General features: G+C 43.3%; 17 protein-coding genes and 1 pseudogene. 13 read left to right on the top strand and 5 right to left on the bottom strand.

The genetic code is table 11. From position 1 onward, the window contains the following. The first annotated feature begins 31 nt into the window (after positions 1 to 31). The 7 genes from thrC to JMX97_RS08555 all read left to right on the top strand — a co-directional run bounded on the left by thrC (position 32) and on the right by JMX97_RS08555 (position 8,667). Complete coding sequence (gene thrC, locus JMX97_RS08585) at positions 32 to 1,453, top strand: threonine synthase (protein WP_201556957.1); 1,422 nt, start codon at positions 32 to 34, stop codon at positions 1,451 to 1,453. Between the two features lie 317 nt (positions 1,454 to 1,770). Continuing rightward, on the top strand, positions 1,771 to 2,868 hold the full coding sequence (locus JMX97_RS08580; protein ID WP_201556955.1) for a LysM peptidoglycan-binding domain-containing protein: 1,098 nt from the start codon (positions 1,771 to 1,773) through the stop codon (positions 2,866 to 2,868). A 90-nt stretch (positions 2,869 to 2,958) separates the two neighbouring features. Next, positions 2,959 to 4,164, top strand: coding sequence for a DNA-processing protein DprA (gene dprA, locus JMX97_RS08575; protein ID WP_201556952.1), 1,206 nt, complete (start codon positions 2,959 to 2,961; stop codon positions 4,162 to 4,164). A gap of 102 nt (positions 4,165 to 4,266) precedes the next feature. Further along, positions 4,267 to 4,917, top strand: coding sequence for a Sua5/YciO/YrdC/YwlC family protein (locus JMX97_RS08570; protein ID WP_201556943.1), 651 nt, complete (start codon positions 4,267 to 4,269; stop codon positions 4,915 to 4,917). 120 nt (positions 4,918 to 5,037) lie between these two features. Then, the gene (locus JMX97_RS08565; protein WP_265089450.1) at positions 5,038 to 6,018 is read left to right on the top strand and encodes a TIGR01777 family oxidoreductase; all 981 of its coding nucleotides are present in this window, start codon (positions 5,038 to 5,040) and stop codon (positions 6,016 to 6,018) included. Between the two features lie 219 nt (positions 6,019 to 6,237). Further along, positions 6,238 to 7,320 carry a metallophosphoesterase gene (locus tag JMX97_RS08560; RefSeq protein WP_201556935.1) on the top strand — a complete coding sequence of 361 codons (1,083 nt, stop codon included), beginning with the start codon at positions 6,238 to 6,240 and terminating at the stop codon, positions 7,318 to 7,320. 174 nt (positions 7,321 to 7,494) lie between these two features. Continuing rightward, positions 7,495 to 8,667 carry a metallophosphoesterase gene (locus JMX97_RS08555; protein ID WP_201556933.1) on the top strand — a complete coding sequence of 391 codons (1,173 nt, stop codon included), beginning with the start codon at positions 7,495 to 7,497 and terminating at the stop codon, positions 8,665 to 8,667. A 64-nt stretch (positions 8,668 to 8,731) separates the two neighbouring features. On the opposite strand, the gene JMX97_RS08550 is transcribed toward JMX97_RS08555, so the two are convergent. Beyond that, positions 8,732 to 10,036, bottom strand: coding sequence for an alpha/beta hydrolase (locus tag JMX97_RS08550; protein ID WP_201556931.1), 1,305 nt, complete (start codon positions 10,034 to 10,036; stop codon positions 8,732 to 8,734). Between the two features lie 515 nt (positions 10,037 to 10,551). Here JMX97_RS08550 and grpE point away from each other — a divergent pair. Next, a complete protein-coding gene (gene grpE / locus JMX97_RS08545; RefSeq protein ID WP_201556929.1) occupies positions 10,552 to 11,157 on the top strand; it encodes a nucleotide exchange factor GrpE in 606 nt (201 codons plus the stop codon). 318 nt (positions 11,158 to 11,475) lie between these two features. Then, complete coding sequence (gene dnaK / locus JMX97_RS08540) at positions 11,476 to 13,425, top strand: molecular chaperone DnaK (protein WP_201556927.1); 1,950 nt, start codon at positions 11,476 to 11,478, stop codon at positions 13,423 to 13,425. Positions 13,426 to 13,587: 162 nt separating this feature from the next. Here the strand turns inward: dnaK and JMX97_RS08535 are convergent, their stop codons facing one another. Continuing rightward, positions 13,588 to 14,436, bottom strand: a complete 849-nt coding sequence (locus JMX97_RS08535; RefSeq protein ID WP_201556919.1) for a methyltransferase domain-containing protein — start codon at positions 14,434 to 14,436, stop codon at positions 13,588 to 13,590. Between the two features lie 71 nt (positions 14,437 to 14,507). After that, positions 14,508 to 15,746: an 8-amino-7-oxononanoate synthase gene (locus tag JMX97_RS08530; protein WP_201556916.1), complete on the bottom strand. Its 1,239-nt coding sequence runs from the start codon at positions 15,744 to 15,746 to the stop codon at positions 14,508 to 14,510. 301 nt (positions 15,747 to 16,047) lie between these two features. Here JMX97_RS08530 and JMX97_RS08525 point away from each other — a divergent pair, with 301 nt between their 5' ends. The 3 genes and pseudogenes from JMX97_RS08525 to JMX97_RS08515 all read left to right on the top strand — a co-directional run bounded on the left by JMX97_RS08525 (position 16,048) and on the right by JMX97_RS08515 (position 18,421). Then, positions 16,048 to 16,584, top strand: coding sequence for a porin family protein (locus JMX97_RS08525; RefSeq protein WP_201556914.1), 537 nt, complete (start codon positions 16,048 to 16,050; stop codon positions 16,582 to 16,584). Between the two features lie 236 nt (positions 16,585 to 16,820). Then, positions 16,821 to 17,273, top strand: a pseudogene (locus tag JMX97_RS08520) (NfeD family protein); the annotation flags it as partial. Positions 17,274 to 17,560: 287 nt separating this feature from the next. Continuing rightward, positions 17,561 to 18,421 carry an SPFH domain-containing protein gene (locus tag JMX97_RS08515; protein ID WP_201556974.1) on the top strand — a complete coding sequence of 287 codons (861 nt, stop codon included), beginning with the start codon at positions 17,561 to 17,563 and terminating at the stop codon, positions 18,419 to 18,421. A 109-nt stretch (positions 18,422 to 18,530) separates the two neighbouring features. On the opposite strand, the gene hemN is transcribed toward JMX97_RS08515, so the two are convergent. Continuing rightward, positions 18,531 to 20,069, bottom strand: a complete 1,539-nt coding sequence (hemN, locus tag JMX97_RS08510) for an oxygen-independent coproporphyrinogen III oxidase (RefSeq protein WP_201556911.1) — start codon at positions 20,067 to 20,069, stop codon at positions 18,531 to 18,533. A gap of 292 nt (positions 20,070 to 20,361) precedes the next feature. Here hemN and JMX97_RS08505 point away from each other — a divergent pair, with 292 nt between their 5' ends. Then, complete coding sequence (locus tag JMX97_RS08505) at positions 20,362 to 21,891, top strand: YifB family Mg chelatase-like AAA ATPase (protein WP_201556909.1); 1,530 nt, start codon at positions 20,362 to 20,364, stop codon at positions 21,889 to 21,891. Between the two features lie 44 nt (positions 21,892 to 21,935). Here JMX97_RS08505 and JMX97_RS08500 read toward each other — a convergent pair whose 3' ends face one another. Then, on the bottom strand, positions 21,936 to 23,648 hold the full coding sequence (locus tag JMX97_RS08500; RefSeq protein ID WP_201556901.1) for a formate--tetrahydrofolate ligase: 1,713 nt from the start codon (positions 23,646 to 23,648) through the stop codon (positions 21,936 to 21,938). Positions 23,649 to 23,770: the final 122 nt, after the last annotated feature.

The following is a 23,770-nucleotide window of genomic DNA, read 5'->3' as shown; positions in this document are numbered from 1 at the left end:
AAAATAAAATCATTGTAGGTAGGGAAGCGCTATGAAGTATATTAGTACCCGTGGTCAAACTAAGCCAATGGACTTTAGTGATGTGCTGTTAATGGGGCTTGCACCCGATGGTGGCCTAATGCTGCCTGAGCATTATCCGCATATTGATAGGACTGTACTTGACGAATGGCGCACGCTCAGCTATCCAAAGCTAGCGATGGCAATTATGCAACGCTTTGCCACTGATATCCCTGCTGCTGATTTACAAGATATTATTGAACGTACTTATACCACTGAGGTATTTGGCAACGCTGAGATTACCCCTGTTCGCAAGCTTGAAAATGATATTCACATTTTAGGCTTATCTAATGGGCCAACGCTAGCGTTTAAAGATGTCGCAATGCAATTTTTAGGCAATGCCTTTGAATATGTGCTGAAGAAAAAAGAGGCGCGTATTACCATTATTGGCGCGACCAGTGGTGATACCGGCAGTGCGGCGGAATATGCGCTACGCGGTAAAGACAATATTGAAGTTTTTATGCTATCTCCCCATGGCAAGATGAGTGAGTTTCAGCGCGCGCAGATGTATAGCCTGACTGATGATAATATTCATAATATCGCTATTGACGGCATGTTTGATGATTGCCAAGATATTGTCAAAGCTTTGCAGCAAGATGCTGAATTCAAAGCGGCCTACAATTTAGGTACGGTTAACTCTATTAACTGGGGACGCATCCTTGCGCAGATTGTTTACTACTTTAAAGCTTATTTTGCAGTGACCAGCAGTAATGATGAGCAAGTTAGTTTTAGCATTCCATCAGGTAACTTTGGTAATATTTGTGCTGGACATATTGCCCGCGAAATGGGCTTGCCGATTGGACGCTTGATAGTCGCTACCAATGAAAATGATGTGCTCAATGACTTTTTTAATAAAGGGGCCTATCAGCCACGTCCGACTGATCAAACTCATATAACCTCCAGCCCATCCATGGATATCTCTAAAGCGTCCAACTTTGAGCGTTTTGTTTATCTACTGCTAGATAAAGACAGTGCACGGGTTCATGAGTTATTTGAAGGAGTGAAGTCAGGTCAAGGTTTTGATTTGTCTGATCTAATGGAAGCGGTCAATTCTCGTTATGGCTTTGCTGCGGGTAAATCTACCCATACTGACCGTCTACAAACTATAAAAGCACTCTATGAGCAGCATGGTGAGCTGGTTGATCCACATACAGCTGATGGAATTAAAGTGGCGAAAGAATTACAGCAAGACGGCGAGATTATTATCTGTGCAGAGACTGCGCTGCCGGTTAAATTTGCCGAGACTATTATTGAAGCTATTGGTCCGATGGATATTGCGCGTCCAGCGCACACCGAAGGCTTAGAGGATTTGCCTCAGCACGTGGTTATTTTAGATAATAAAGCTGAGCTGGTCGCTGAGCAAATACGTCAGTATGTTAAAGCAAACCCAGCTTAAAGTTAAAAAGCTGTTCTGACAATGAAGACTTAGTTTCACGTGAAACTAAGTCTTCATTAAGTAATAGGTCTAATCTGAGTTAGTTTAAGGTCAAAAACTTGCTGTAATAAAAGTTACGCTTTTGTAAAAAAGTGTTTAATATTGTGCTATTGTTCATATCATCGTAAATTCAAAAAGCAGTAGCTGGCACTTTGGTTCAGATATCGCTGTAAGAACAGGTCCAGATAAAAAAAGCGTTCTATAAATAGTTGATGATGATTGATTACAATCAACTCCAACAGCGCTAGTGCTAACCCTTACCCATTACGGACATGATAATGAAAATAAGTCTAAACGCCATGGCAAAAGCGCTGCTGATGACTGCCTTTAGTAGTGCGCTGCTGTTGACCACTGCCTACGCTAATAATCCGTCACCAACTATCAAAGCGGATGCTCCCAATCGCTATATTGTCAAAAAAGGCGATACCTTGTGGGATATCTCAGGGCGCTACTTAGACAGTGCATGGCGTTGGAAAGAGATTTGGGCGACCAATAAACAAATCAAAAATCCCAACCTCATTTATCCCAACGACATTCTTATCTTATGCGTGATTCAAGGTAAGACTTTGATCGGTGTCGATACGGGAGAAGGCTGCGCAGGGGTAGAAAAACAACTGATTGGTAATGTGGTCACCAGCACCGTAACGGTCACATCCACTGCCAATAGTATTCCTGCCATTCCGATGTCAGCCATTCGGCATTGGTTAGACAAAACAATCATTGTCAATCCAAAAGACTTTAATACCACGCCTTATATCTTAGCCTCCAAAAATCGCAATCTGATTACGGCGAGCGGTGACAAAGTCTATGCTAAGGGCGTACCGCTTATCATTGGTCAGCGTTATGGTGTCTACCGTGAAGGTGAGATGTACGTTGAGCCTAAGACCAAAGAAGTCATCGGTTTAGAAGTGACGCAAGTGGCGACTGGCTTGGTCACTTCTACGGAAAGTAACGGCGTGACCAGCATACAGCTCATCGAATCTTATGGCAAAGAAGTCCGTGAAGGTGATCGGGTATTTGTTGAGCTGGACAACTCGATCCCACCGGTATTTTATCCTACGCCTGCGACTGTCAATCGTGGCGGCATGATTGTGCGAGTAATGGATTCAATCAGCTCAGCGGCGCGTGGTGGTGTGGTCGCTATTAATTTAGGTAGCAGTCACGGTGCCAAACCAGGGGATGTGTTGACGGTATATCAAAAAGGGCCGTTAGTACGCGATATTTTAGATAATGACACGCCAGTACGCTTACCAAGTGAGCCTAGCGGCATGGTGATGGTATTTAATACTTTTGATAATATCAGCTATGCTTATGTACTCAACTCTGAGCTGCCACTTAATGTCGGTGACCAACTGCTACCGCCCCCTTATTTATAGGCGTTTATAAGCTCTAATCTACCAGCTACTAATAAGAGCCAAGCAATACAAGTCAGTAAACACGATTCAGCCAATGAGAGCTAAGCAACTATGACGGCAAACTCAACTCCTATATCCGATAACCAGCGCGCCGTATTGGCGCTGTGGCATGAGGTGAATGCGTCATTATCCGCTTACCATAAGCTGGTTACTACCTTTGGTAGCGCGCAGCAAGCATGGACGGCCAAGGTTGAAGCGTGGCGACAACTGGGTATTCATCCTAGTCATATTAAGCGTCACGAGCAGCAAGAGCAGACTCTAACCAGCATCGATACTATCGAGAAGGCATTAAGAGCTGATAAATACCAGCTGCTTTTTGCTGATCAGCCTGACTATCCTGCGCAGTTGCTACAAATCTATGATCCACCGCCGCTACTATTTTATCGTGGTAATAGTGCGTTGCTACATCAAGCGCAAATCGCTATCGTTGGCAGCCGAAAGCCAAGCACGCATGCGCAAAAAATTACCTTTGATATAGCACAGTATTTGGCGCAAGCTGGCTACATTATCACTAGCGGCTTGGCTATGGGCGTGGATAAACGCGCACATTTCGGCGCTTTAGCTCAAGCTGATCCTGAATACCAAGGTCGCACCGTTGGGGTGATGGGCACCGGTATTAATGTTTGCTACCCCAACCATCATGATCATTTATTTACTCAAATTATTGAGCAAGGTGGCTGTCTAATCAGTGAGCTATTGCCGCACACTCAGCCACATAAGCATACTTTTCCGCGGCGTAACCGCTTGGTTGCTGGTCTCAGTTTGGCAACGATTGTCACTGAAGCAACTATCAAAAGCGGCTCGTTAATTACTGCTCGGCTCACCTCTGACCAAGGCAAACAAGTCTTTGCTATCCCAAGCCATATCGATAATAGTAACGCTGAAGGCTGTCATCATCTGATACGTGAAGGCGCAACTTTGATATATCATCCGCAGCAGGTACTGGATGATGTCAACGTACAACTTAATATTTATCCTAGCGATCTTAAAAGCATCGAACTCAACCAATCAGCAGATACCTCATCCAAATCTAATACTGAGCAGCTTACCAATAAGCAAAAAACCAGTATCGCCTCTAAGGTTGCTATCCCTGAACACTTAAAAGTCGTTTATAAGCAACTTGATTGGCACGGACAAGATTTAGATGCCTTACTGGTATCCACAGAACTAACGGCACCGCAATTAATCGGCCAGCTGATGGAGCTTGAATTATTAGGTGCTATCAGCGAACAAGGTGGACGCTATTTACGCGTTTAGTTATCTATTTAAATAAACTCCTATGTTTGTTTATTTAGTCTTATTGCCACATGTCATTTATTCTTCTCTTTGAAAATTCAACCGTACACTATGAAATCATCCATGCTCCCAGTCACGGCTTTAACGACTAATTCTGTCACTCAAGCTACTCAATGCTTAAAGGTAGGTCAGTTACTTACTTATCCAACCGAAAGCGTGTGGGGCATCGGCTGTGATCCGTTTAATCAGCTAGCAGTACAACAGCTACTTGCTATTAAACAGCGCCCAATGGATAAAGGCATGATTGTAGTGACCGATAGTGCGGCACGTATTGCGCCATTATTAGAGAGCTTAAGTGCTGAACAGCGCCAAACCGTCCTCGACAGTTGGCATATCTCGCCTAATGTTGTAGCCCAGCAAGCGCATACTTGGTTATTACCTTTATCTCAACCCCAATCATCTCAGTCGCTTAGCGTGCCGATTCCATCTTGGATTACCGGTGCTCATGATAGCGTAGCGGTACGTGTTATCGCTCATCCGTTGATTCAACAGCTGTGTGCACAAATGGTTTCAGCAAGCAATCCTTATGGTTTTATTGTTTCGACCAGCTGTAATCCTTCGGGACAACCGCCAGCATTATCGTTAGCACAGGCGCAAGGGTATTTTATAAATAGTGAGTTTGCTCAGCAAGTTGCTTATTTGCAAGGCGATACGTTAGGTTACGAGTTACCTAGCCAAATACATGATGCGCTTACGGGACAAGTCATTAGATAGCATTTCATTTCAATATCCAATACTCTTTTATATTTTAACCCCTACAATTGTACTCTTGTTTTTATAGCACGTTTTTTGTCACACTCAATATAATAACGCTAGAAAATATAAGGATAAGAGATGATGAATATTTTAATCAGTGGTGGATCCGGGTTTTTGGGTAGCGCGTTCAGTGATGAGCTTATAAAACGTTATCTTGCGCAGGATAAGGATTTACACATCACCTGGCTAACACGCGATAGCAGTCAGACGCATCCCAGTACAGTTAGTATGATGACGTATGATGAGCTGACAAAAACGGATAAAAGCTTTGACGTTATCTTAAATCTTGCGGGCGCTGGTATCGCTGATTCGCGTTGGAGCGATGAGCGCAAAGAGGCGCTGCTTGCCAGTCGCATCAAGCCTACAGAGTCGCTACTTGAGTTTATCGCTCGTACTAGCGTTAAGCCTAAGCTATTAGTTAGTGGATCAGCGATTGGTTGGTACGGTACGCAAGGTGATAAGTCGTTAACTGAAAGTAGTCAATCCGAGACTGATTTTTCACACAAGTTGTGTGAGGAGTGGGAGCAGCTCGCGCTAAAAGCCACTGAATATAGTGTGCCTGTTGCTATCGTGCGTACCGGTGTGGTCATGCATCCAGACGGTGGCATGCTCGGTAAACTTCTAACGCCTTTTAAGATGGGTGTTGGTGGTCAACTGGGTGATGGCAAGCAAATCATGAGCTGGGTCAGCCGTGATGACTGGGTAGGGTCAGCTATCTTTATTATTGAGCAGCATCTTGCTGAAGAAACCAACGAGCAGAAGATCAGCAGCTCAAGTACTAATGACAATACTTTAATAACAGAAAATGATACGCCAGCGGTGGTGTATAACCTGACTGCGCCCAATCCTGTGACTAATCGTACTTTCACCAAAGCGCTTGGGTCATGGCTGCATCGCCCGACGTTTTTTACTTTACCAGATTTTTTACTCAAGCTGATGTTTGGTGAGATGTCGACGCTGTTAATTGATGGACAGAAGGTACTGCCACAAGCTTTACTTGATGCTGGTTATGAGTTTAAGCAACCAACGCTTGAGCAAGCGTTAGCAGAGCAGAAATAGTAAGTGGGTAAATCAGTAAAATAGGCATTGTTTCATGTGAAACATAACTAAGGGGCTTGTTTATCAATTATCAATGTCAGAGTAGTTATTATTCAGGTTAATAATACTCAGTGTTAATTATTAAGACTTGTGGAAAATTGATGAAAATACCTAATTGATATAGTGAGCCACAAGGTTTTGGCTTAGGATGTCGCTATCTTCATATGATTAGATTTTATTATGTGGCTCTTTATTATCCTAACCCAGTTATTGGCGTTAATGACCAGCGTCATTCTCTGGTGGCTGATTCAACCAAAGCGCCCTGTTAACAAAACATGCATGATCCTAAGCGTTTTTATCCTTAATAACATTGCACTTATTTATGGGCTGAGTGAATTTTGGCGCGACCGCTTCTATGTTTATTTAGTCGTCAGTATTTTGCAAGGCTTTATGGCTTATGCTGCCTTAATAACTGCAGCTATTGCGCTATTTTATTGTCAGGTACTCAAACAGCAAGCACGTCCCAAGCTTATACGGGCGATTGCTGCTGTGAGTTTTATTGGTATCGTTGGTTTGGCAGTGTTTAATGCGTATTCACCAGTAGTCCATCGTTTGACTGTAACTACGGATAAGCCACTGGATAAACCGATGACCATAGCGTTAGCATCTGATACGCATTTGGGCAGATGGTTTGGCAATCGGCAGTTGGATAAATTAGTCAGTCTCATTAAGGCACAAAATGCTGATGTGGTAGTGCTGGCAGGCGATATTATGAACGACAGTACGGACTATTATGACAAAACCAATATGCATAAGCGCTTGACAAAATTAGATGCGCCGCTTGGCGTTTATGCGGTACTGGGCAATCATGATTATTCAGGCAATCAAGTAGAGATTGCCCGAGCAGTTACGCGTGCTGGGATAAAGGTGATTGATAACCAGAGTGTGTTATTGGATGACTCTGTATGGCTAGTGGGGCGCTCGGATATTACTGACCCTAGGCATCGTCAACCAGCAGTAGATTTATTAGCGCAGGTAGACACAGACAAGCCGATAGTATTTTTGGAACATAGCCTCCCATCAACGAATGAAATAAGTGCTTTACCAATAGATTTACATTTATCAGGGCACACGCATGGCGGGCAGATATTTCCTATGAATACTTATATGCAGTGGGTTAGAAAAATATTAGTGCAGGGTGCCAATCAGATTGACGATACACAGTTTCTAGTGACTTCAGGATATGGGTTTGGTGCTGTGCCTTTTAGGCTGGGCACTCGGGCTGAAATTTGGGTAATTACACTACAGCCTGCTACTTTATAGTCGGCAGATTAAAAATCAGGATCTAATAGCCTTCTAAATCTTATAAATGTAAGAATACGGCAGTAGAATCTCCATAAAAGAACGCTAAGGTTAAGTCATCCTGTTACAGCGGTAGCGTTGTGATTGTTAGTCTCAAGAGACTGTTATAATAGTGACTATAAAGTAGGACAGACCATGCGCTACATATTTTTTACAGTCATTATATTATCGTTACAGCTGTTTAGTTTGGGAGCCGCACTGAGCTTGCAATGGTGGCTACAGCCTTGGGCAACGTCAATATTATTAACAGTGGTATTTGTCGCTGTATTCGTAATCACTAACGGCCTATTATTGCTAAGCGTTAGTAAGCTACTTGCAAATAGCTATCGCTGGGTAAGCGGTTGGATGTTGGTAATGCACTTTATAATACTCACCGCTGTAGCGACTTGGCTATTGTATGGTGGTTATTGGCTAGTAACCTCAGTTTTTGATAGTTCGCTTCTTAGTAGTTCAATTAATGATTCAGAAATGGTCATGTTTTGGATTCGTATATTTGCTGTAATAGTATTTGTGGGGCTATTTTTTTATACGTTATATAGCGCTTATATCCCTGTAGTGCGAAAATTGTCAATCAACATTTATAAGCCCATGCAGGGCCAACTACGTATCGCAGTGGCCAGTGATTTACATCTAGGGCGATTATTTGGTAGCGGCGCTATCGATAGGCTACGGAACCTTGTCACCCAACATCAAGCCGATATACTGCTGATGCCAGGTGATATTATGGATGATAATACGCAAGCGTTTACTGCTTATAATATGCAGGAAAATCTCACCAATCTAATCGCTAGTCTGCCATATGGTAGCTATGCCACCCTTGGTAATCACGACTTATATGGTCATGAGCAGCCAATCAGTGAGTCCTTACGCGCCGCTGGCGTGCAGTTATTAAATGACGAGGTAATGTGCTTAGAGCATCAAGGCCAAGCGATTTGGTTGGTTGGTCGCTTTGATAACCACAAACGTCAGCGGGTGGCGACGACCGAGCTATTATCGCAAGTCAACACCGCTGAGCCAGTAATACTGTTGGATCATAGACCTAGTGATATTGCTGAGCATAGTGAGCTACCGATTGATTTGCAGGTCTCAGGACACACGCACAATGGGCAAATATTTCCAGCCAATTTCATTGTCAAAGCCCTCAATCGTTTGGGCTACGGTTATGAAGCTATTGGCCGTGGACATTTTGTAGTGTCATCTGGCTACGGATTTTGGGGCATACCGTTTCGCTTAGGATCAAGGTCTGAGATTTGGTTTATTACGCTAACAGGTACAGAAGCTACGCCTGCAAGCATCCAAGAGTATTAAGATGCATTAAAGATGCTAAATCTCAATGCCATTAATAACTGTCTTAATACTCACTCTTATTTTTTTATTCGGTCGGCAACACACGCGCTTCTGTGCTAATTATCTGCCGGACAAACGTGGCGAATTCATCGATAATATAACCAGTCTCGCGCCCGATACCCTGATGAACGCTCATTAAATGAATAAAGCCATGCGGTGCACCTAGCACAGTATAAGTTCGCACGTTAATGCCATTATCTTGTAGCTGTTCTGCATAAGCCAACCCTTCATCTCGCAAGATATCTAATTCAGCCGCAACGACGTAGCTCGGACACATTTGTGTATGGTTGCCATGAATCGCTGAGACCAGAGGATGTGATTGGGGCAAATCACTGCGTTTAATGTAGGCGGTATTGAATACTTCAGTATCTTCGTGGTCGAGCAATAACCCTTGGCCATATAGCGCCCAGCTTGGATATTCGGCTTCATAGTCAGTAACAGGATAGAGTGGCAGCTGTGCCAATGGTCTTGGTAACTCTTGCAACATATCTATAAAGTTATCATCGGCTAGGTCATCCTCACCAGAACCTTGCCACTGGGTTTTGTTCGGGACAGTAACTTGCTGTGCGACTAACGCGGCCAAACAGCCACCTGCGCTATCGCCTGACAATACAATACGTGATGGTAACGTACCAAGCGTATGACAATGCTCAGTAAGCCAGGCATAAGCGGCGATGCAGTCTTTGAGCGCTGTCGGTGCTGTGTGTTCAGGTGCTAATCGATAATCAACGCTGACTACCGCCCAGTTTGTTCTTGCGGATACCGTATGACAAAATTCATGATGGGTATCAAGGTCGCCAATACAAAAACCACCACCATGAAAAAACAGCATAACGGTTTGATCAGGATTGTGTTGACGGTTCTGTTCATGGTTCTGGGCAGCGTCAGATCCAGCCTGATAACAGCGAACGGTCATGTCACTGCCATCGGCATCAGCAATGGTTTTGTCTTGCCAGCTGACTCTGTTTTTTTGAACGTCTAATTCAGTATCAGACGTTTGCCAGACGCTAGGTGCTTGCAATGAGACCGCATCAGTACCAAATTTCCTTCTTAACTTAGGCAACTTTTCGAATGTTAAAGGCTGCTTGAGCTTGTTGCTAATAGCCAGTATCAGGCGTAAATGGGCATCGGCATGAGGATATTGTTCAGCAGTTGATGCTTTTAGATGGTAGTTAAGACGTTCAAGCACTGGTGTCGGTAGCTTACCCAATCCCTTCAATATATAGTGCATGGCATGCTGTTGATAGGCAGTTGCAGGTACCTTAGTTTTAACAGTCTTAACTGTTTTTTTCACTAAAGTATTGAGCGAGGGCACTGGTAAAATAGGCATAACATTCCTTGTTAGTTAATGTTTAATCAAAACCCAATCTGTTTTAGCACAGGTTTTGATTAAACAGTCCTTATTTGATTTAGCAAATCGGTAATGAGTACTATAGTAAAAGTTAATCACCATTTAGTCATTGTTTATTCATTGTAAATTATTCATGACAAAGTTAAGAGCGGCTTGACGGTAAAACCATAACCAAGATACCAAGCTATAGTCGATTCAATTTAAAAACGATACAGGGCTACTTATACTTTAAATAGAATAACTATTTTATCTAAAGTAAAAAATTCATCGTATTAGGCTTGAAATTTACCCTCATCACCTTTATTAAGCAGCTATCGAGTCCTCTTTATAAGACATAAGCATAAGATGTCACCATAAAACATAAGTGGACTAGCAGCAACCCATTTGCAAAAATGCTTTAACGGTCAACAAATATATACTACGTCCGACTTTAAATTAAAGAATTCCCATTAAGAAACATCATTAAAAGCTATTAAAAAACATAAGGAGTTATCATGAGCGAGCAAGCCCCCAACCACGAATTTGACACCCAAGACCCAAAAGCGGCGCAAAGCAACATCGACCGTGAAGAGAGCGTGTTAGAAGAAACCTTGGAAGAATTCGACCCACAAGCCAACTCAGGCGCGAATAAGACCCTCGAAAACGAAATTGATGTCGATGCTTTTGCGGCTCGTATCGCTGAACTAGAAGGCGAAGTCAAGCAAGCCAAAGAAGGAACGGCACGCGCCAATGCCGAAGCTTATAATGCGCAAAAACGCATGGAACAAGAAGCGGATAAAAGTAAAAAATTCGCCTTGCAAAAATTCGCTAAAGAGCTGCTAGAAGTGGTGGATAACCTAGAGCGTGCCGTTGAGAATGCAGATGCGAATGATCCTGTTGCTGAAGGGGTGACACTCACTCATAAGGCGCTGCTGAGCGTACTCAATAAAAATGGCGTAGAGGCGGTTGATCCACAAGGCGAGAAGTTCGACGCAGATTTTCATGAGGCGGTGGGCATCGACCCAGACGCTGAAGCGGATACGGTCGGTACAGTCTTGCAAAAAGGCTATAGCTTAAATGGTCGCCTATTGCGTCCTGCTATGGTACGTGTCGGTCAGTAGTATTATAAGCAGCAGACTGCTTATTACGTCTAGCCCTTACTAAAAGTAAGGATATTCACAAAAATTCACACAAAAGAAAATATTTGCGCTGCCAATGCCTTGAAAAAACACAGACGCAAACCGATATAAAGCAACAAGTGACCAGTTATGGTCTGATAAGCCTAGCTTATTACAGTTAATTCAATAGGAATAATCTAGTTTTATATCTAATTGGATTAAATGAGTAACGCTAGCAAACAATATAGCAGCAACTTAAGTAAAGTATTTTTAAAGTAATTTATATAAACAGCAACTTAGAACATATTGGAGTAATTAATTATGGGTAAAGTAATAGGTATTGATTTAGGTACAACCAACTCATGTGTAGCAGTGATGGAAGGCGATAAAGTCAAAATCATTGAAAACGCTGAAGGCACACGTACCACACCATCAATTGTCGCTTATAAAGATGATGAGATCCTGGTCGGTCAGTCAGCCAAGCGCCAAGCCGTGACTAACCCAAACAAAACCTTGTTTGCGATTAAGCGTTTGATTGGTCGTCGTTTTGATGACAAAGTCGTGCAAAAAGATATTGGCATGGTTCCTTATAAAATTGTCAAAGCCGACAATGGTGATGCTTGGGTCGAGATTAATGACAAAAAATTAGCGCCACCTCAGGTTTCTGCTGAAATCTTGAAAAAAATGAAAAAAACCGCTGAAGACTATCTTGGCGAAGCCGTTACTGAAGCAGTCGTTACCGTTCCTGCTTACTTTAATGACTCACAGCGTCAAGCTACTAAAGATGCGGGTAAAATTGCTGGTCTAGATGTAAAACGTATTATCAACGAACCAACTGCCGCTGCTCTTGCCTACGGTATGGATAAAAGAGAAGGCGATCGCACGATTGCTGTCTATGACTTAGGTGGTGGTACTTTTGACGTATCAATCATCGAAATCGCTGACGTTGATGGCGAGCAGCAGTTTGAAGTATTGGCAACCAATGGTGATACCTTCCTTGGTGGCGAAGATTTTGACTCAGCCTTAATTGATTACTTGGTTAGTGAATTCAAAAAAGACCAAGACGTCAATCTAAAAGGGGACTCTCTAGCGATGCAGCGTCTCAAAGAAGCCGCAGAAAAAGCTAAAATTGAGTTATCAAGTGCCCAAAGTACTGAAGTCAACTTGCCATACATTACCGCTGACAGCAATGGTCCTAAGCATTTAGTAGTGACGATTAGCCGCTCAAAATTAGAGAGCCTAACCGAGGCGCTAGTTGAGCGTACTATGGGTCCTTGTAAGATTGCTATTGATGACGCGGGTCTAAAAACCAGTGAAATTGATGATGTTATCTTAGTCGGTGGTCAGACTCGTATGCCACTCGTACAGCAAAAAGTACAAGATTTCTTCGGTCAAGAGCCACGTAAAGACGTGAACCCTGACGAAGCCGTAGCAGCAGGGGCTGCGATTCAAGGTGCAGTATTGTCTGGCGACAAAACTGACGTTCTATTGCTTGATGTGACGCCGTTGACCCTAGGTATCGAAACCATGGGTGGTGTGATGACGCCAGTTATTGAGAAAAACACGATGATTCCTACCAAGAAATCACAAGTATTCTCAACCGCTGAAGACAACCAGCCAGCAGTGACCATTCAGGTCTATCAAGGTGAGCGTAAAATTGCTAACCAGAATAAACAGCTTGGCCGTTTTGACTTAACTGACATTCCACCAGCACCACGTGGTTTGCCGCAAATCGAAGTGACCTTTGACATCAACGCTGACGGTATCATGAATATCTCAGCGACTGATAAAGGTACTGGTAAAGCACAAAGTATCCAGATTAAAGCAGATTCTGGCTTGTCGGACGAAGAAGTTGAACAAATGGTACAAGACGCTGAAGCCAACGCTGCTGAAGATGAAAAATTCGCAGAGCTTGCGCAAGTGCGTAACGAAGCGGACGGTCGTATTCATGCCGTACAAAAAGCGCTAAAAGATGCGGAAGATAAAGTATCTGATGATGAAAAATCAACAGTAGAGACCGCTATCTCTGAGCTTGAAATGGCTGCGAAAGAAGACGATCATGACGACATCAAAGCCAAGCTTGAAGCATTAGACAATGCCTTCTTGCCCGTTAGCCAAAAGATTTATGGCGATGAGAGTGCCGGTGCTGAAGGTATGGATCCAAGCCAGTTCCAAGACGGCGCGGATGCAGCAGCTGATAGCAGCCAAGCTGATGATGACGTAGTTGATGCTGAGTTCACGGAAGTTGACGAAGAAGAGAAGAAGAAGTAGTTTTTCTTAAAAGCAATTTCTTAAAAGCTTAGTCTCTAAAAACTTAGTTTCTAAAAGCTGGTAATAGTTAAGAATAAAAAGCGCACCTTTCGAGGTGCGTTTTTTTATGGCTAAGATAAAGGCTTACGGTAACTAAAAACATTAGATCGGAAAGCGATAGTTTTATGACTTAAAAGCACTGACCATAAGCACTTCATAAGTCAGATTGACACAGGGCTGACCATTGGCATCTTGCGCTGCAAATTGCTGCCAATAGGCAGTCTCAAACTGTTGTAAACGAGTTTTTGTCCAAAAAAAAGGTTTAGTCCTTGATCTTGGTGTAGATTGGTCTTGCGTTTTTTTTTGTATTTGAACCGCTGTCTGAGTTTGATTGGTGGAGACCCCAGTCAGTTTCATGTGTTTAAGCACATCGTAGGGACGTGCAAATGGCAAATCGAAACGATGAGTCGATAACTGAATCTTCTCAAAGCCAGCGCGCTTTAATGCCAGTTGCCATGCCTCGATAGAGGGATACGCCAACCCTTGTTCTGTTAGCGTTTTAATTTGCAAAAAGTTATTGGCAGTAAAAGTATTAAATAGTAGCTGCCCGCCAGATTGCAGGCGCGCATACGATTGCTGAATGAAGCTCAATGGTTCATCAAACCACTGCACCGCATTGGCACTAATGATCAAGCTATGTGTATCCCCTAAATCCATGGTCTCAGCATCGCCAATGGTTATTTCTGCTGCTGGTAATAGTGACTGTAGAGTCGCTGTTTTCTGAGTGACTAGCTCATTAATGAGCCAGCGTTTGCTCTCTAGGTGGGTGGCTAATAAGCGGGTCATCTGTCCTGTACCCGCGCCAATCTCTAACACACTTTCTTGGCTATGTTGGGCAATACTGGCTAATAAAAGCTGACAGACTTGCTGCTGAACATCGGCGTGCCTTTCATAATCGTTAGCACGAGAAAAACGATGAGCGATGGTCTGTTTTCTAATACTGAGATCGTACGGTGCAGAATGATTTTCCATAGGTTTATTGAATCCCAGTAAGCCTGTTATTGCTTAATAATATGACGGAGGTAGCTATTATAGCGGTTGAGTTATAACTGTTGTATTAGACGCTCGCAGTCTTGGGTAGTCAGCGCAGCATTCATCACCAATCGAATACGAGCGGTGTTCGCAGGAACAGTGGGCGGTCTAATGGGCAAGGCATAAAAACCAGCATCTTGCAGCTGTTGTGCTTTGGCAATAGCGCTGGCGTTATCACCCAATATATAGGGCACAATTGGCGAATTATAAGTCATTTGTGATGTTGTTTCGGGTATCGTTGACGATACCCTGTATTGTGGATCAATCGCTTGTCGAAGCTGTAAGGTCAGCGTAGATAAATGCTCACGTTTATTATTTAACTGTGGCATTTTTGCTAGAATAAAGCGCGTCCATGCGTGATTGATTGGTGGTAACGCGGTACTAAAGATAAGCGAGCGCATGTGATTAATTAGCCACTGTTTGACCACGTCGTCACAAAGAATATAAGCACCGACTGAGGCAAAAGCCTTACCAAAAGTGCCGACCAAGTAATCGATATCCGTTAGCGTTTGGGTCTCTTCTGCCAATCCCAAACCTTGACTGCCTAACACCCCAACGGCATGCGCCTCGTCCACATACAGCTCAATGCGACTGTCTGCGGCTTTTAGTTGTACCAATTTATGCAAGTCGGCGCGGTCACCATCCATACTAAAGATGCTTTCGGTCACGATAATAATGCGCTCAACGGTAGCCTCAGCTTGCTCAATCATAAGCGCCAAGTGCTGATAGTTATTGTGTCGATAACGCCGATAAGTGCACAGCTTGGTTTGGCTGAGACGTATCCCATCTATGATACTGGCGTGCACTAACTTATCCGCTAAGACAAGCGTTTTGACGGGCAAAGCAGTTAATGCTGGCAAGATACCAATATTAGCATGATAGCCACTGTTTACCACCAGAGCAGATTTTGGGAGTAAGTCGACTTTAAGGATGCCTACTGCTGCCTGATACCACTGTTGCAACTCGCTCTCAAGTGCTTGCAACTGTTTATCGTTGCCCGTCAGTAGCCGCGAAGAAGTAGCACTCATTTTAGGCATTGACTGCTGTTGTATCTGCGCAAGAAATGCCAGTTGCAATTCACTATCGCCGCCTAATCCTAGATAATCGTTACTGGCAACGTTCAGTAGTTTTTTTTCTTTATAAGTTACATAGTGGCCTTGATGGTCAAGGTTAGGTAACTGGCGGTATTGCTGAGAGACTTTAAGAGAATCAAGCGCTTCTTGTAAACGAGTGATGATAATGTTGGCCATTTGTTGTTGTCCTTTGATATTTTTTCCATGTTCAAACTTGATAGCCGTTAAAACATCTCTGAATAGATAGAGAGTATTACACGAATCTGGCGGTTGTAACAAAAGATTTCATATCTAAGCCTTTGTAACTTAAACGATGATAAACGCTTTCAAAAGTTAACTCTCATACTATTAAACACTGACAGAGCTTACGAAATAGTTTGTTACTATGTATACATCGTTAGCAGACAAGGCGATATGGCTATAACAGCCTGTATAAATAAATAACTTGTTTGTCAAAATTGATTTTAAGGAGATGACGATGAAAACTCTACAAAAAACTTTACTCGCACTAGCAGCTGGTTCTTTATTGAGTGTTAGCGCACAAGCGGCCGTCTCTTATGGTAACGGCTATACGGGTCAACCGTATGTCGGCGTAAAAGTCGGTCAGTTTGACTTAGACGTAGACGGCGCCGATGATCCAACCGCGTACGGTATATACGGTGGTTACAACTTTGATCCTAATTTCGGTATGGAAGTCGAGTACGTAGGTTCCGATGACGCTGATTACAGAGGTGGTGACATCGACGCCAAAACATATGGTGCTTATGGTACCTACCGTTATGCTTTCCCAAACACTGGTCTATACGCCAAAGGTAAATTGGGTATTGCAAAAACTGAAGTAGAAGCCTCTAATACTACTCTAAATGCATTTAATGGTTCAGACAGCGATACCAGTCTTGCTGGTGGTGTTGGTCTTGGTTACTCAGTTAACCCTGACTTTAGTGTCGAAGCTGAGTATGACATGTTAGGCAGCGACGCAGATCTTATGACTGTTGGTGCACATCTAAAATTCTAAGTCTATCAGCACAGGTTACCTGATAGGTAATCATACTGCTTAATAAATAAGATTTTAGAAACCAAAAAACGATCATTATTAAGTGGTCGTTTTTTTTGTTTTTCGCTTCTACGAATAGTTTTCATATTTTTTATTCTATTAAGCCGTTGATAACTGCATATGATTGATTTTTAAAGCAATGTGAACCTCAAAACTATGCTACATTGAAAGCTAGAAATATAAAGGAGGGTACGGCAATGATTGAGACTATCTGGATGATTGAACCTTGGCATTGGTTGGTATTGGGATTTTTGTTAATGATTGCTGAGATATTTATCCCGACCTTTGCCAGCCTTTGGTTCGGTACCGCTGCGGTGATTGTTGCGGCCTTATCATGGTTACTGCCTATTCCTTTAATGTTACAAGTCCTAATTTGGTTGGCCCTATCCGTGTTGTTTATGTTTGCTTGGGTCAAGTACATCAAGCCGTTGTCGGTGGATCGTACTAAGGCAGGACTTGGTGGTAGTGTTATTATCGGTGAGACCGGAATGATTGTACTCAAACCACAGTCAGATGAACTTGGGCGTGTACGCTTTAGTGTGCCGATTGTAGGTGCTGCTGAATGGTTTTGTCGCACAAATGACGAAGAGGTTGAAGTAGGTGACCGTGTGGTAGTAACCGATATTATTGGTAATGAACTTATCGTTGCACTTACTAAACGAATTGCAGCACCTATCATTGCTAATCGTCCTTCGATTGATAGACTTAAGATCAACGACGTTGATTATCATGAAATTAAGCATAGTAAACTGAGTCTGAATAAAACGGGTCTTGATAGAACCCGTCTCAAGAAAAAGTTTACTGACAACTAAGCTATTAAGGCTCTTGTTCAGCATAACAAAGAATTACCGCATTTTAGAATAACAGATATATAACACTACCGCAGCGTATATAGTAATGGATTAGGGAGAGCGTCATGAACAGCATCATTAACAGCATGAATAGCGTTAGTATCGTTATGTTGGTATTAGCCGCCTTAGTGGTCTTCACCGTTTTCAAAGGTGTGTGCATTGTCCCGCAAGGCTATAAATGGATTGTCCAGCGTCTTGGTAAATATGAGCAAACTTTAGAGCCAGGGTTTAGTCTTATTATTCCTTTTCTTGATAAAGTTGCTTATAAAGTCACCACCAAAGATATAGTGTTGGACATCCCATCGCAAGAGGTTATTACCCGCGATAACGTAGTTATTATCGCTAACGCAGTAGCCTATATTAATATCGTTCGTCCTGATAAAGCGGTTTATGGTATCGAAGACTATGAATATGGCATTCGCAATCTAGTACAAACCTCTTTACGCTCAATCATTGGTGAGATGGATCTTGATAGTGCTCTGTCTAGCCGTGATGAAATTAAAGCCAAGCTCAAACATGCGATCTCAGAAGATATTGCTGATTGGGGTATTACTTTAAAAACAGTCGAGATTCAAGATATTAACCCCTCAGCGACTATGCAAATGGCGATGGAAGAACAAGCTGCAGCCGAACGTCAGCGCCGCGCTACAGTTACTCGTGCTGATGGTCAAAAGCAAGCCGCTATCCTAGAGGCCGATGGTCGCTTAGAGGCCTCACGCCGCGATGCTGAAGCACAGGTAGTCCTTGCTAAAGGGTCAGAGGAGTCAATTCGCCTCATTACTGGTGCGGTAGGAGAGGAAGACATGCCGATCATCTACTTACTCGGTGAGCAATATATCAAAGCGATTAAAGATTTGGCTGAGTCTGATAACTCTAAGATGGTGGTCATTCCTGCTGATATTTTAAGTACGGTTAAAGGGATGGTAGGCGATAAATTAAAAGCGTAATAGCCGCTGCTTTAAGCTGGTTATATGAGCTCAATACATCAAAGTAAGTCTACAGAAATAGGCGGTTAGTAATATACTAACCGCCTATTTTATTGCTAGTAAATTTGGACTAAATTACTTTAGAGAAGCGATTTTTGTGTTTCTTCTCAAGATACTCATCGAATACCATTGCCACGTTACGGCCTAGTAGGCGACCTTTGGGTAAAATACGAATACCAGCTATATCCATATCGACCAGCTTATCTTTTTGCATCTCACCGAGCTGTTGAATTTCATTAATAAAGTAAGTAACGGCATCGATACCAAATTTTTGGTTTACGTCTTTAAAGTCAATATAATCATGGCACAATAAATTCATGATCACATATTCACGTAAACGGTCTTTGATTGAGGTTTTGATATATTTTACCGCTGGCATGACAGTAGAATTATTACGCGCGGCATTAATATTGTCCTGATACACTTGCAAGTCAGTGTGGTTTTGTAAGATATAACTACTATTAACGTTGGTAATTTGGCTGATAGCTGAGACCCCAAAACCTAATAAATCGCAGTCACCCATGATGGTATAACCTTGAAAGTTACGATGCAATTTACCCTCGCGCTGTGCCACTGCCAGCTCATCATCAGGCTTAGCAAAGTGATCAATACCAATGAACTGATAGCCCGCTTCAGTTAAAGTGTTGATAGTATTACCGAGCATGGTAATTTTTTCGGCTGGATCTGGTAAATCTTTCTCTTTAATTTGGCGTTGGGCTTTAAAACGCTCGGGTAGATGCGCGTAGTTAAACACTGATAAGCGATCCGGTGACATCTCAATAATACGGCGAACGGTCTTGTCCAAGGTCGCAGGCGTTTGATGCGGCAGTCCATAAATCAGGTCGATATTGATAGAATGAAAGCCCAAATCACGTGCTTCATTTAAGATATTAGCAATCATTTCTGCCGAATGTACCCGATTCACAGCAATCTGTACGGCTTCATCTAGATCTTGCACCCCGAGACTAATCCGGTTAAAGCCGAGATTACGTAGCGTCTGTAAGGTATTATCCCCCAGCTCGCGTGGGTCGATTTCAATAGAATAATCGCCTTCATCTTCTGGCAAAAATTCAAACTGCGTTTGTAAGAACTCCCAAAGCTGCACCAGCTCTTCATCCCGCAAAAATGTTGGCGTACCACCGCCTAAATGGAGCTGCTTGACTAGGGGTTTGGTGCTGTCCTTTGGTATGGATAATAGGCTGCGTTTGTGCTTAATCTCAGCGATAAGATATTGCAGATAATCGCCTGAGTCGCTATTTTTCTTGGTAATAATTTTATTACAAGCGCAGTAGTAGCAAAGATGTCGGCAAAATGGAATGTGAAAATATAAAGATAGCGGCGCGTACGCTTCCCGATTCTGCAAAATTTTGGTCTCCAGATCATCAGCTATCGGCAAAAATTCTAAAGCGGTCGGGTAGGAGGTATAGCGCGGCCCTGAACGATTGTATTTATTGACAAGCGCTTCGTCGAATGCTGGCAGCTGCTTACTGCCACTAGTGCCTCGTAGACTAGTGTAAGGGCTAGTTGCTTGAACAACAGGGCGGTCAGTGGTGGGTTGTTCGTTTGAATTATTATAAGGCTGTGGTGGGATGTTATCAGATTTTGACATGCAGTTTTCCTTATACTAGCGCTATTGCTACCCAATGAATGGACTACCCTTTGCTAGCAATTTTAAAGTAGGTTATAAGCACTTTTATAGTGATCTTTTTGGCTTAATAGATAATTATAGTATAACAAATCCTTGCTTATAGTGGGGTGGTCGGCGAGTTTTCTTCTGTGTCCATGGAAATAAACAATCTGAGCCCAACACGCTCTTCAATAACAAGACACGACATTTGCGTGTAGATAGATAATGCTCTATCATCAATAGCACTCTATATCAGCTATGATAGGTATATCTCATGTCGTTCGCTCAAGTCTACACCCGCTCAGTCGTTGGCTTGCACGCGCCGCAGGTTATTATTGAAGTACATCTATCTCAAGGCTTGCCAGCATTGACGATTGTTGGCTTACCCGAAGCGGCAGTACGAGAAAGCAAAGATCGGGTACGCTCTGCCATTCTTAATTCTGGTTTTCAATTTCCTAATCGCCGCTTAACCATCAATTTAGCCCCAGCTGATTTACCTAAAGACGGGGCGCGGCTTGATTTGCCTATCGCAATTGGTATTTTGGCAGCCAGTGATCAGCTTGAGCCGGATGTGCTATCGGCATTTGAGTTTATTGGGGAATTGGCTTTGAATGGGGAACTTAGGCAAGTAACAGGTAGCTTAGCAGTAGCACGGGCGATAAAGGCTGAGGTGTTAGAATTAAAATCTGAACAACAGTCTCGGCAATTAATAGTACCTGCTAATAACGGTGCAGAGGCCAGCCGCGTTGAAGGCGTGACAATATTAGCCGCTCAAAGCTTAAAAGCAGTTTGCGACCATCTGCAATCGTTAGCAGACCTTAATGCGACGGATAGGCGTTTGGATATCGTACCGCCAAGCCCAGCGCCGCAACATGCCAGCTATCAAGTAGACTTAGCCGATGTTAAAGGTCAACATCATGCACGGCGTGCGTTAGAGATTGCGGCAGCAGGCGGGCATTCGTTGTTATTCACAGGGCCTCCAGGTTCGGGTAAGACACTAATGGCATCACGGCTGCCGACTATCTTGCCGGATCTGAGCGCTGAAGATGCGTTAGAAGTTGCCAGCACTTATTCAGTAGCCGATAGCGATTATGATTATGGCACAAGGCCGTTTAGACAAGTTCATCACACGATATCGGCAGTTGCACTAGTCGGCGGTGGCTCACGTCCAAAACCTGGCGAGATTACTTTGGCTAATAAAGGTGTGCTGTTCTTAGATGAGCTTCCTGAGTTTGATCGAAGTGTACTAGAGGTGCTACGTCAGCCATTAGAAGCGAAGCAGATTACTATCAGCCGTGCTAACTCCCAAATGACCTTTCCTGCAAACTTTCAATTAGTCGCCGCGATGAATCCTTGCCCGTGTGGTTACGATGGTGACGCATCAGGACGTTGTCGTTGCCGTCCTGAGCAAATTAAACGCTATCAAGATAAGCTGTCGGGACCGCTACTCGATCGCATTGATCTTCATATTACTGTACCAGCATTACCAATTGCGGATCTACAAAACAGCTCGGCCGGTGAAACATCGGAGAAGGTAAGAAGTAGGGTTTCAACTGCACATAAACAGCAATTGAAGCGGCAACAAAAAGTGAATAACGAGCTTAGCCCCAGTGAAATCGATGAGTACGTTCAGTTAGGCGAGGGCGAACAGCAGCTACTGCAATTAGCACAACAGCGTCTCAATCTATCGGCGCGAGGATATCATCGCGTCTTGCGAGTAGCGCGTACCATTGCTGATTTGGCAGACAGTCTTGATATTACCAGTGCTCATGTGTCTGAGGCACTTAGCTATCGGAGTAAGTGATAGCAACTATAATAAATAGCTTTAATTCATTTTTTAAAAGCAAACTAAAACAAGCCTGTGATATTGCCAACGTCGTCCACATCAATACGTTCGGCTGAAGGATGTTTAGGCAGACCTGGCATTTTCATAATAGAGCCGCAAATCACTATAATAAACCCTGCGCCAGTAGAGATGCTAATATCGTGTACATGGATATCAAAGCCAGTAGGTCGCCCAAGCAGCTTGGCATTATCGCTGAGCGAGTACTGAGTTTTAGCAATACAGATAGGCATCTTATCTAACTTGAGTGCCTCTAGCCGATTTATCTTGGACTGGGCAAGGCTACTGATTGCTATATCCTTTGCCCCATAAATACGCTGAGCAATCGTACGGATTTTATCCTCAACACTGCTATCATTGTCGTATGCTAAGCGAAATTGGCTAGGTAGAGGATCATGGTTGTCGAGTAGTTTTAGTAAAGCATCAGCCAACACTTCACCGCCCGCACCCCCTTTTTCCCATACTTGCGTTAGAGCAACTTCAATGCCTTTTGCCTTGCAGGCTTGTGTTATTAGATCAACTTCAGCATCGGTATCACTGATGAAGTGATTGATAGCGACCACCACCGGCAAGCCATAGACGTTTTGCATATTTTCTATATGTTTGAATAAGTTGGGTAGACCTTGCTCAAGCGCTAGCAAATTCTCAGTCGTCAGCTCATCCTTAGCAATACCGCCGTTGTACTTTAGAGCCCGAATGGTTGCTACCATGACAACGGCATCTGGGGTCAGCCCTGACAATTGACATTTAATATCAAAAAACTTTTGCGCACCAAGATCGCTGCCAAAGCCCGCTTCGGTAAGGGTGTAATCTGCCAAATGCATAGCAACACGGGTGGCGATCACTGAATTACAGCCGTGGGCAATATTGGCAAAGGGACCACCATGAACGACAGCAGGCGTACCTTCGATAGTCTGTACCAAATTTGGCTGCAGTGCTTCTTTGAGTAAAGCAGCCATTGCGCCTTGGGCTTTTAGTTCTTTGGCATAAATGGGCTGCTTATCGCGATTATAGGCAACTAATATATTACCCAAACGTTGTTTTAAATCAGCCAAATCGGTAGCTAAGCAAAAGATAGCCATCACTTCAGAGGCGACAGTGATATCAAAACCATCTTCACGCATGACGCCGTCGGTAGTTTTGCCCATACCGCTGATAGTATTGCGCAGTTGACGATCATTCATATCTACAGCACGGCGCCACAGTACTTGTTTTGGGTCGATATTAAGCTCGTTACCTTGATAAATATGATTGTCTAATAGTGCCGCCAGTAAGTTATTTGCTGCGCTGATAGCATGAAAATCACCCGTAAAATGCAGGTTAATATCTTCCATCGGTAACACTTGCGCATAGCCGCCACCAGCGGCACCGCCTTTAATGCCAAATACTGGACCTAACGAGGGCTCACGTAAGGCAACCATCGTTATCTCGCCAGATTTTTGTTGTTGATGCACACGATTTAAAGCATCCGCTAGACCAATAGTGACTGTGGTTTTACCTTCACCGGCAGGCGTTGGGTTAATAGCGGTGACCAATATTAATTTACTACGCTTGGCTTTAACAGGCTTAGCAAAAACATCATTCGAATTTATCTTCGCTTTGTAGTGCCCATAAGGTTCTATATTATTGGTAGATAGGCCAATTTTTGCAGCTATGCTATTGATGGATTGTAAGGTCGCGTTTTGGGCAATGGCTATGTCGCTAGGTACGGTCGTCATATCAAACATCTCTATAATTTTATAGCACTCACAAAGAAATAGCGCTGTTAAATTCGCTACTTTAATTTTTGAGATGACATCATAAGGGTCTAACGTAAAAACTTATCGGCTTAAATTTTTGA

Source organism: Psychrobacter sp. 72-O-c (assembly GCF_904846605.1).
Lineage (GTDB): Bacteria > Pseudomonadota > Gammaproteobacteria > Pseudomonadales > Moraxellaceae > Psychrobacter.
The sequence above is the reverse complement of the archived record's forward strand: the minus strand, read 5'-3'. Positions and strand labels throughout refer to the sequence as shown.